The organism is Pseudomonas sp. SM4, from assembly GCF_051913165.1.
Classification (GTDB): domain Bacteria; phylum Pseudomonadota; class Gammaproteobacteria; order Pseudomonadales; family Pseudomonadaceae; genus Aquipseudomonas.
The window spans coordinates 275,019-285,077 of sequence record NZ_JBODOE010000010.1 but is presented as its reverse complement, the minus strand read 5'-3'; the positions used below and the strand labels follow the sequence as shown (position 1 = coordinate 285,077).

At 60.5% G+C, this 10,059-nt stretch carries 10 protein-coding genes; 6 read left to right on the top strand and 4 right to left on the bottom strand.

The features are described 5' to 3' along the window. Positions 1-180 precede the first annotated feature (180 nt). Positions 181-1,155 (bottom strand): transcriptional regulator FtrA, encoded by a 975-nt coding sequence (gene ftrA, locus ACQ4MY_RS20055; RefSeq protein WP_440096243.1) that lies wholly within the window; start codon positions 1,153-1,155, stop codon positions 181-183. A gap of 102 nt (positions 1,156-1,257) precedes the next feature. On the opposite strand from ftrA, the gene ACQ4MY_RS20050 reads away from it, so the two are divergent. The 4 genes from ACQ4MY_RS20050 to ACQ4MY_RS20035 all read left to right on the top strand — a co-directional run bounded on the left by ACQ4MY_RS20050 (position 1,258) and on the right by ACQ4MY_RS20035 (position 4,972). Continuing rightward, the gene (locus ACQ4MY_RS20050; RefSeq protein ID WP_440096242.1) at positions 1,258-1,686 is read left to right on the top strand and encodes a rhodanese-like domain-containing protein; all 429 of its coding nucleotides are present in this window, start codon (positions 1,258-1,260) and stop codon (positions 1,684-1,686) included. 288 nt (positions 1,687-1,974) lie between these two features. Continuing rightward, the gene (locus tag ACQ4MY_RS20045; RefSeq protein ID WP_158831766.1) at positions 1,975-2,754 is read left to right on the top strand and encodes an ABC transporter substrate-binding protein; all 780 of its coding nucleotides are present in this window, start codon (positions 1,975-1,977) and stop codon (positions 2,752-2,754) included. Between the two features lie 199 nt (positions 2,755-2,953). Beyond that, complete coding sequence (locus ACQ4MY_RS20040; protein WP_440096241.1) at positions 2,954-4,066, top strand: succinylglutamate desuccinylase/aspartoacylase family protein; 1,113 nt, start codon at positions 2,954-2,956, stop codon at positions 4,064-4,066. 189 nt (positions 4,067-4,255) lie between these two features. Continuing rightward, positions 4,256-4,972, top strand: coding sequence for an alpha/beta hydrolase (locus ACQ4MY_RS20035; RefSeq protein ID WP_440096240.1), 717 nt, complete (start codon positions 4,256-4,258; stop codon positions 4,970-4,972). Here the strand turns inward: ACQ4MY_RS20035 and ACQ4MY_RS20030 are convergent. Together ACQ4MY_RS20030 and ACQ4MY_RS20025 are read right to left on the bottom strand one after the other, a co-directional pair. Further along, a complete protein-coding gene (locus ACQ4MY_RS20030; RefSeq protein WP_440096239.1) occupies positions 4,962-5,522 on the bottom strand; it encodes a hypothetical protein in 561 nt (186 codons plus the stop codon). The genes ACQ4MY_RS20035 and ACQ4MY_RS20030 overlap by 11 nt on opposite strands. Before the next feature lie 211 nt (positions 5,523-5,733). Further along, positions 5,734-6,516 carry a hypothetical protein gene (locus ACQ4MY_RS20025; protein ID WP_440096238.1) on the bottom strand — a complete coding sequence of 261 codons (783 nt, stop codon included), beginning with the start codon at positions 6,514-6,516 and terminating at the stop codon, positions 5,734-5,736. Between the two features lie 147 nt (positions 6,517-6,663). On the opposite strand from ACQ4MY_RS20025, the gene ACQ4MY_RS20020 reads away from it, so the two are divergent. Continuing rightward, on the top strand, positions 6,664-7,200 hold the full coding sequence (locus ACQ4MY_RS20020; RefSeq protein WP_008082442.1) for a chalcone isomerase family protein: 537 nt from the start codon (positions 6,664-6,666) through the stop codon (positions 7,198-7,200). Positions 7,201-7,311: 111 nt separating this feature from the next. Then, complete coding sequence (locus ACQ4MY_RS20015) at positions 7,312-8,631, top strand: Nramp family divalent metal transporter (RefSeq protein WP_440096237.1); 1,320 nt, start codon at positions 7,312-7,314, stop codon at positions 8,629-8,631. A gap of 243 nt (positions 8,632-8,874) precedes the next feature. Here the strand turns inward: ACQ4MY_RS20015 and ACQ4MY_RS20010 are convergent, their stop codons facing one another. Further along, complete coding sequence (locus tag ACQ4MY_RS20010; protein ID WP_440096236.1) at positions 8,875-10,056, bottom strand: acetyl-CoA C-acetyltransferase; 1,182 nt, start codon at positions 10,054-10,056, stop codon at positions 8,875-8,877. Positions 10,057-10,059 lie beyond the last annotated feature (3 nt).

Genomic DNA, 10,059 nt, shown 5'->3' with positions numbered 1-10,059 from the left:
AGTGGCAACAGTGCTGATCATTGTGGAAAAGGCGTCGGCATAGCTTGAATTGATGCCATCTGATCCACCGCCATCGCGGGCAAGCCTTGCTCCTACAGGTATTTGTGTTGTTCACACATCGTCAGTCAGCGCAAACCCTGTGGGAGCTGGCTTTCCAGCGATTGGGCCATCGACCACACCTCAGGAATCGGCATTGACCCCTCGCCCAAACCGCTCGCGATACACTGAGGGCGGCACGCCGACCACCGTGCGAAACGCCACCCGAAAACTCTCCACCGAGCGATACCCGCAACGCTGAGCAATCTGCTCGGTGTTCTGCGGCGTGCTCTCCAGCAGCTCCCGCGCTCGCGCCAGTCGTTCGTGCTGCAGCCACGCCTTGGGTGATTGGCCACTGGCCTCGGTAAATCGCCGCAGAAAGGTCCGTTCGCTCATCGCCGCCTCGCTGGCCAGGTCGCGCACCTCCAGCGGCTCATGCAGACGCTCGCGGGCCCATTGCATGACGCGTGACAGATCGTTGCGCGGCGTCGGGCTCACGGGCGTCGGAATGAACTGCGCCTGGCCGCCGGTGCGTTGCGGCGACATCACCAGTCGGCGAGCTACGGCGTTGGCCACTTGAGTGCCGAAGTCCCGCGCCACCAGATGCAGGCAGGCATCAATCCCGGCAGCGCTGCCAGCGGAAGTGATCAACTGGCCAGAGTCGACGTACAGCACATCTGGATCGACCGCGATGGCCGGAAAGCGCTGCGCCAGTTCCGTGGTGTAGCGCCAGTGCGTCGTCGCGCCATGGCCGTCGAGCAAACCGCTGGCCGCCAGCACGAACACTCCGGAGCAGATCGACAACAGCCGCGCCCCTCGGGCGTGGGCCTGACGCAGTGCGTCGATCAGTGCCGGCGGCACCGTGGCGTTCCGGTCGCGCCAGCCGGGGATGATGATCGTGCGGGCTTCGGCCAGCAGTTCCAGACCGCCATCGGCCAACACCTGAATCCCGCCCATGGCGCGCATCGGGCCTGGATCGACCGCCGCAATCGCGTGTTCGTACCACGGAAACTCGAACTCGGGACGCGCCAGGCCGAAGATCTCCACGGCAATGCCGAATTCGAACGTGCAGAGGCCGTCGTAGGCCAGAATCGCAACCAGACCTGGTGATGTCGGCATTTGGCGGAAAATTCCCGGTGAGTGTCTTGTGCGCCACTGTAGCGATTCGCGGCGGCTGGATAAAGTCTGTTCATCCCCAACGAGACACAGGAGCAACCCCTTATGCCTAGCCTGGTTCGCGACATTCCCGCCGCCCCTTCGGCCATCGCCCTGATGCATTTCAGCAACCGTCTGACCTTCGAAACCGATTGTTCCGACGTCTACAGCAGCCAAGAGGTCGCCGAGGTCGACTTCGTGCTGGTCGACGTGCGCGGGCCGCTGGCCTTTGAGCGCGGCCATGTACCCGGGGCCATCAATATTCCGACGCGATTGCTCACGGCTGAAGGCTTGGCGATTTACCCGAAAACCACGCTGTTCGTGGTCTATTGCGCCGGCCCGCACTGCAACGGCGCGAACAAGGCGGCGGTAAAACTGGCGGCGCTGGGTTACCCGGTCAAAGAGATGATCGGTGGCGTGACCGGGTGGCTGGACGAAGGATTCCAACTGAGCGTGGCGCAACCCGCCCGCAGCGCATTCCCCTGCGAATGCTGAACCTTGTAGGAGCTGCCGCAGGCTGCGAACTTTTGATCCGTGTCGTTAAAAAGATCAACAGATCGCAGCCTGCGGCAGCTCCTACAGGGGGATTGGTGTTTTTCCTACAGCCTTTGATGTTGCTGAATTGTCTCGCCGGTTTTTTGTAAGTATTTGTCGCATCAACACAATTTACCCTGTGCGCGCCGCCATAGACTGCCGGCCACTTCAGTATTTGCCGCCAAATGGCCATGACTGAACGCTGAATCGAAAGCTGCCAATAAAAGCCTCCGCACACAGGAGTAATAAATGAAGAAGCTAGTGATGTTCGGTGCCCTGGCACTGTCGATGTTGTCCCTGACCGCTGTGGCCGAAGACGCCAAGCCGATCCGCATCGGTATCGAAGCCGGTTACCCGCCATTCTCGATGAAAACCCCTGACGGCAAACTCGCCGGTTTCGATGTGGACATCGGCGATGCGCTGTGCGAGCAGATGAAAGTCAAATGTACCTGGGTCGAGCAAGAGTTCGATGGCCTGATCCCGGCACTGAAAGTGAAAAAAATCGACGCGATCCTGTCCTCGATGACCATCACTGATGACCGTAAGAAAAACGTCGATTTCACCATCAAGTACTACCACACCCCGGCCCGCTTCGTGATGAAGGCCGGCTCGAACATCACCGACCCGCTGACCCAGCTCAAAGGCAAGAAAGTCGGCGTGCTGCGTGCCAGTACCCACGACCGTTTCGCCACCGAAGTACTGGTTCCAGCCGGGATCGACCTGGTACGTTACGGTTCGCAGCAGGAAGCCAACCTCGACATGACTTCGGGTCGTCTTGACGCGATGCTGGCCGACTCGGTCAACCTCAGCGACGGTTTCCTGAAAACCGACGCCGGCAAAGGCTTCGAATTCGTTGGCCCGACCTACGAAGACGCCAAGTACTTCGGCGGCGGCGCCGGCATTGCTGTGCGCAAGGGCGATACCGCGCTGGCCGAGCAATTCAACAAGGCAATCAGCGAAATCCGCGCCAATGGCAAGTACAAGCAAGTGCAGGACAAGTACTTCGACTTTGACGTTTACGGCCATTAATACGCCGTAGGAAAAAAGTGGCCCCGTTTGCGCGGTGGCCACTTTTTTTGCGTTTTAATTGTGACCAGACCCTGTAGGAGTGAGCCTGCTCGCGATAGCGGTATGTCAGGTGCCATCGGTGCTGAATGTAAAACCGCTATCGCGAGCAGGCTCACTCCTACAGCGGATCTGTGTGATCCAGCTATTGAGGAGTCTTCCCATGCAACGTATCGATCATGTCCTGCCTTGGAGCCACTTGGGCAGCGAGCGCTCCCTCAGCGTGTTTCGTTATGGCGCCGGCGCGCGCAAGGTGTACATCCAGGCCAGCCTGCACGCCGATGAATTGCCGGGCATGCGCACCGCGTGGGAACTCAAGCAGCGCCTAAACGAACTTGAGCAGCAAGGGCGTTTACACGGCGTGATCGAGTTGGTGCCGGTGGCCAACCCGATTGGTCTCGATCAGCATCTGCAGGGCGCGCACATGGGGCGCTTCGAGCTGGGCAGTGGCAAGAATTTCAATCGCGCTTTCGTCGAACTGAGCACCCCGGTGGCGGCGTTGGTCGGTGAGCGCCTGGGCGCGGATGCCGCCGCCAACATCGCGCTGATCCGCCAAACGATGCTCCAGGTTTTCGATGACTTGCCAGCCCCGGCCTCGCAACTGGAGGCGCTGCATCGTCTGCTGCTGCGTCATGCCTGCGACGCCGACATCACCCTCGACCTGCACTGCGATTTTGACGCTGCGATTCACTTGTATGCGTTGCCGCAACACTGGCCACAATGGCAATCGCTGGCCGCACGCCTGAAAGCCGGTGTGGCGCTGTTGTGTGAAGACTCCGGCGGCAGCTCGTTTGATGAATCCTGTTCTTCGCCATGGCTGCGTCTGGCGCGCACCTTTCCTGACGCGGCAATTCCCCCGGCGAACCTGGCAACCACGCTGGAGCTGGGCAGCATGGGCGATACTCGGGTCGATCAGGCGCAGGCCAATTGCGAGGCGATTCTGGGCTTCCTCGCCGAGCAGGGCTTCATCGACGGCGAATGGCCGGCGGCACCGGCCGACTGCTGCGAGGGCTTGCCGTTTGAAGGCACCGAATACCTGTTCGCCCCGCATCATGGTGTGGTGAGTTTCCTGCGCAATGCCGGCGAGTGGGTGGAGAAGGGCGATGCGCTGTTCGAAGTGGTTGATCCTTTGCAGGATCGCGTAAGCACCGTGCGCGCCGGCACTAGCGGCGTGCTGTTTGCGATTGATCGTGGGCGTTATACGGAGCCTGGGATCTGGCAGGCGAAAGTGGCGGGGCGGGTAGCGTTTCGTACCGGGAAGCTGACTAACGACTGAGGGTTTACGCTGAATCCGCTGGCCTCATCGCTGGCAAGCCAGCTCCCACAGTGAATGAAGGTGTTCACACAAATCCTGTGGGAGCTGGCTTGCCAGCGATGTCGGCATCGAAAGCACCGCCGCATATGGATCTTTGCCGGGGAATGTTAGGCTCACCCGCAAACCCGACACTCTGTGAAGGAAGGCTCTATGTTGAAGGCGTTTGCTCTGTTGACCCTGTTGGCGTCCACCGCCGTTCATGCGCAAACCACGCTGCAAAACGATCTGCCGCTCAAGTACATCGAGCAAGTTCACGCGGACGCCGAGCCGCGTCCGCTGGTGATTTTTCTGCACGGTTACGGCAGTAACGAAGCTGATCTGATCGGCATGAAATTCCAGCTGCCAGCGCAGTACAACTACCTGTCAGTGCAGGCACCGTTGTCGTTGGGCGAAGGACGTTATCAATGGTTTCGCAAGAAAGGCGAAGGTGCCTACAACGGCGAGACCGATGATCTGAAGGTCAGCGGCCAGAAACTGCGGGATTTTGTCGCGCAAGCGGCGAAGAAATATCACACCACCCCGGACAAGGTGTACCTGATCGGTTTCAGTCAGGGCGCGATGATGACCTACGAAGTGGGCTTGCGACCGCCGGCAGCTGTTGGCGGTATCGCGGCGTTGAGCGGGCGCTTGTTGCCGGTGTTAAAAACCGAGCTGAAGGCCGAACAACAACCGCTGCCGCTGAGCATCTTCATCGGCCACGGTACTGCCGATGATCGAGTGCCGTACCACGACGGCACCGAAGCCAAAGCCATGCTGGAGAAGCTCGACTACAAACCACAATTTCACGCTTATCCCGGCGTCGGCCACAGCATCAGTGCGGCCGAACTGCGGGATTTGAACGGTTGGTTGCAGCAGCTCAATCCTTGAGGATGGTTTTCACCAGCTTATCGTGGCCAGCCTTGTCGCTGACCCGGGAAATCACCTGAACCAAGGCCATGTGCGTGCCGGAGCCGGCCATCAACGTGGTGTTGAGGGTCTGGCCGCCACCTTGGGTAGCGGTGCTGTCGACTTGGCGCAGGCCGAGGCCGCTGCTTTTCTGCGTCAGACTTTTCTCGGTGAGTTTGTTGAAGTCCGGCAGCGCCTTACGTTGGGCGTCGATGAAGTCCGACACGGTGCCGTCGAGGAACGCACTGTCGTTGTCCTTGACGTTGTTGCCTTCGGGAATCACGTTCTCGGCGGCGATGACCACGGTTTTGGTGGTCTGGTTGGTGTACATCGTGCCTTTGGCGCCCGTCGGGCCGGCCGGCAGCGGGTCGGCGACGAAGCCTTTGGGCAGGACGAAGGTGAACTTGCCATCGAGCATCGAGACCTTCTCGCTGCCCGTGTCCTTGGCCTTGGCCGCCTGAGCATTGATGGCGCCGAGGCCGGCGACTGCCGCGAGTAAAAGGACAACGGCTTTTTTGCTCAACAATGACATTCGAATCTCCAGGGGATGGTCGCGCTTGGGCGGGCGATCATCCCATGCAGAGGACTGGCACTCCAGCCCGGCTCGTCTGAACATGGTTTTGAGTTGGCGACTTACCTGTGGCGAGGGGATTTATCCCCGCTGGCGTGCGCAGCGCGCCCATCTTTTTTACGACTGCTGCGCAGCCGAGCGGGGATAAATCCCCTCGCCACAGGGGACGGTTTCAACTTTGAGGCTGGGGCGTTTTAGAGGAAGGCGGTTTTGCCAGCAGCTTGCGGGTAACGCCAAGCATCGCCACCGACACAGCCACACCCACCGCAAACCCACTCAGCCCCATGCTCGGCAACGTCAGCGCCGACACCAGGCAAAACGCCGAAAACGAATACATCCCCGTCGCCGTCGCGCGCAGTAATGCTGCGGTAAACGCCGGGCCGCGTGTCTGCTGGGAAAACACCGCCATCACACTGCCGAGCACCGGGAACACCGCGAGCAAACCGCTCCAGCGTTCGCCGACGGTGCTGGCGAGCATCGTCACCAGCAACGTCAAAGCCGCACCGGCAATCATCCGCCAGATCAGTTTGTCCGACTTCGGCGCCGTACCATTCAGCACCGGTTGCACATCCGGAAACAGATATGGCGAGGCGAGCAGGGCAACCGCCGCCGCCACCACCGAAAACGGCAGCGACGGTGGAATCAGCGACAGCAGCAGCGCCAACACAGCCCAGACTGTCATTGATATCGCCAGCGCCCACGGCCAGTTCGCCCGTTGTGCGACCTGCGCATAGGTGATGCAGAAGGCAATCATTGCGAACATCGCCGACAGCGCCGCCACTGCTGAATGCGCGGCAAACTGCGGCCCCTGTTCGATGGCGAGGAAAAACAGAATCGGCCCGACCACCACCGGCAACCCCGACAGCCACCCGGCCACACTCGGCCCCCAACGCTTGCCCGCCAGAGAAATCAGCAAGAGAAATCCGGGAATCAGCAGCAGTTTGAGGATCAGCACGCAGGTGGCTCCGTCGAGTGAGAGACGCTCACGTTAGCATCGTCGATCGTGGATTGCTGCATCGTTGTACGAAAATTGTATACAAAGTGCTCGGGCGGATAGCCGACTATGCTCTGATTATCAGGGCTTGCCGGAGTCGATGCCGCGATGAACAGAACACCGAAGGTGTTGCGGGGATGCTGCGGCATAGGCTTGTGGGCCCTGTTGTTGACGCCGACCTGGGCCAATTGGCAGGACGCCGTGCCCGGCGCGCAAATCATCGGCACCGGCGATTTCAGCGTATTCGGTTTCGATGTCTACAACGCCCGGCTTTGGAGTGCCGCGCGGCCATTGGCGGAGGGGCAGCCCTTTGCGCTGGAACTGATCTACCGCCGCAACATTTCTCGCGATGATCTGGTCAAGGCCAGCCTCGATGAAATCAAGCGCCTGGCCGGCCCTCGCGTCAGCCCGGCGCAACTGGCCGGTTGGCAGATTCAGATGCAGCAATCCTTCGTCGACGTGCAGGCCGGTACGCGCATCACCGGCGTCTATCTGCCGGGGCAGGGCGCACGGTTTTTCGTCGGGCAGCAATTGCAGCATGAAATCGATGATCCACAGTTCGCCAGGGCGTTTTTCGACATCTGGCTGGATCCGCGCACCCGTAGCCCCGAATTGCGCGAGCAATTGTTGGGCGCGAGCCGATAAGATCAAAAGATCGCAGCCTGCGGCAACTCCTACAGGTGCGATCTTTTGATCTTCAACGTCACCGCTGAAACGTCTAAGCTGCGTCTTTCCGACTTGTTTCTGGATGTGTGCGTGAAATTCAGTTTGCCCAAAATCGCCACCGCGCCGTTTTGCCCACCGGAAGTGGCCGGCAGTGTCGCGGTCGACCCCAACGCCCCCTTCTTCAAACGCGTGCTGCGTTTCGCCGGCCCCGGTTTGCTGGTGTCGATCGGCTACATGGATCCGGGCAACTGGGCGACTGCGATCGAGGCCGGTTCGCGGTTTGGCTACAGCCTGTTGTTCGTGGTGTTGCTGGCGAGTCTGGCGGGCATGGTGGTGCAATGTTTGTGTTCGCGGCTGGGCATCGCCACCGGCCGCGATCTGGCGCAACTGTCGCGCGAACGCTACAGCACGCCGACCGCACGCTTGCAGTGGGTGTTGGCGGAAATCTCGATAATCGCCACCGACCTCGCCGAAGTACTTGGCTGTGCGTTGGCGTTTCACCTGTTGCTCGGTTGTTCGCTGACCTTCGGCATTGCCCTGACTGCATTCGACACGCTGCTGGTGCTGGCTCTGCAGAACCGTGGATTCCGCCGACTGGAAGCGATCATGTTGGTGCTGGTCGCGACTATCGGCGTGTGTTTCTTCGTTGAACTGGTACTGATCAAACCGTACTGGCCGGACGTCTTCCAAGGTTTCAAACCTTCGTTGTCGGCGATCAGCGACGCGGCGCCGCTGTACCTGGCAATCGGCATTCTCGGTGCGACGGTGATGCCGCATAACCTCTACCTGCACACTTCGATCGTGCAGACCCGGATGATCGGCAAGGATCTGGCGAGCAAACAGGACGCGGTGAAACTGGCGCGCATCGACACCATCGGCTCGCTGGCGCTGGCGTTGCTGGTCAACTCGGCGATTCTGATTCTCGCGGCAGCGGCGTTTCACCAGTCGGGGCATACCGACGTGGTCGATATTCAGGACGCCTATCACTTGCTCGATCCGCTGGTCGGTGGCGCGCTGGCCAGCGTGTTATTCGGCGTGGCGTTGCTGGCCTCCGGGCAGAGTTCGACCTTCACCGGCACCATCGCCGGGCAGGTGATCATGGAGGGGTATCTCAATCTGCGGATTCCGTGCTGGCAGCGCCGTTTGATTACGCGCGGGCTGGCGCTGATTCCGGCGTTTATCGGCGTGTGGTTGATGGGCGATAACGCGGTGGGCAAGTTGCTGGTGATGAGCCAGGTGGTGTTGAGTCTGCAACTGCCGTTTGCGCTGTATCCGCTGATTCGCATGACCAATGACAAACAACTGATGGGGCCGTTTGTGAATCGGCTGCCGACGCGGGTGTTGGCGTGGGGATTGTTTGTGGTGATCAGTGGGGCGAATGCCTGGTTGATCCTGCAGTTGGCTGGCTGAGGTTTTGTGGTGCCAGGGCTGGCCCCATCGCTGGCAAGCCAGCTCCCACAGGGGTAGTGGGTGTACACAATATTTGTAATCACCATCAATCACTGTGGGAGCTGGCTTGCCAGCGATGGGGCCTTAAAGCACAACACAAAATCCAGACAAAAAAAGACCCGGTGCAACGCAAGCTGCACCGGGTTTTTTGTTGCCGGCAACCAGCGGATGTCGTGGGTCCGCCGCCCGCCGTTGAACTCTTGCTTACGCGCGCTCCAGCGCCAGCGCTACACCCTGGCCGCCGCCAATGCACAGGGTCGCCAGACCCTTTTTCGCATCGCGCTTGATCATTTCATGCAACAGCGTCACCAGCACACGGCAGCCCGATGCACCGATCGGGTGGCCCAGCGCGATGGCGCCGCCGTTGACGTTGACCTTGCTCAGATCCCATTGCAGATCCTTGGCCACCGCCAGCGATTGTGCAGCGAAGGCTTCGTTGGCCTCGATCAGGTCGAGCTGCTCGATGTTCCAGCCAGCCTTGTCCAGGCAGCGGCGGGTTGCCGACACCGGGCCGATGCCCATGATTGCCGGGTCAACGCCCGCGTTGGCATAAGCAGCGATTTTCGCCAGCACTGGCAAACCCAAGGCTTTGGCTTTTTCTGCGCTCATCAGGATGACTGCGGCGGCGCCGTCATTCAGCGACGAAGCATTACCAGCGGTGACGCTGCCGTCCTTCTTGAACGCTGCACGCAGTTTCCCCAGCGATTCAGCGGTGGTGTCGCCGCGTGGCTGCTCGTCGACCTTGAATGCAACAGGATCGCCTTTGCGCTGCGGGATCAGGATCGGGGTGATTTCATCGACAAAGCGGCCGGCCTCGATGGCAGCGGCGGCTTTCTGCTGCGACGCAGCAGCGAAGGCGTCCTGTTGCTCACGGCTGATATCGTATTTGTCGACCAGATTTTCGGCGGTGATGCCCATGTGGTAATCGTTGAACGCATCCCACAGACCATCGCTGATCATGGTGTCGACGATTTGCGCGTGGCCCATGCGCAGACCGGTGCGTGCGCCTGGCATCACATAATTGGCCAAGCTCATGTTTTCCTGGCCGCCGGCGATGATCACGTCCGCGTCGCCGCAACGGATTGCCTGCGCGCCCAAATGCAGCGCCTTGAGGCCAGAGCCACAGACTTTGTTCAGGGTCAGCGCCGGTACTGCGTGCGGCAGGCCAGCCTTGATCGCCGACTGACGCGCGGGGTTTTGACCTGCGCCGGCGGTCAACACCTGGCCCATGATTACTTCATCAACCTGCGCACCGTCCAGACCGGTTTGTTCGAGCAACTGGCGGATCACCGCCGCGCCCAGATCCACCGCCGAAACGCTGGCCAGGGAGCCCTGGAAACTGCCGATCGCGGTACGCGTGGCGGCAACAATGACGACGTCTTGCATTTT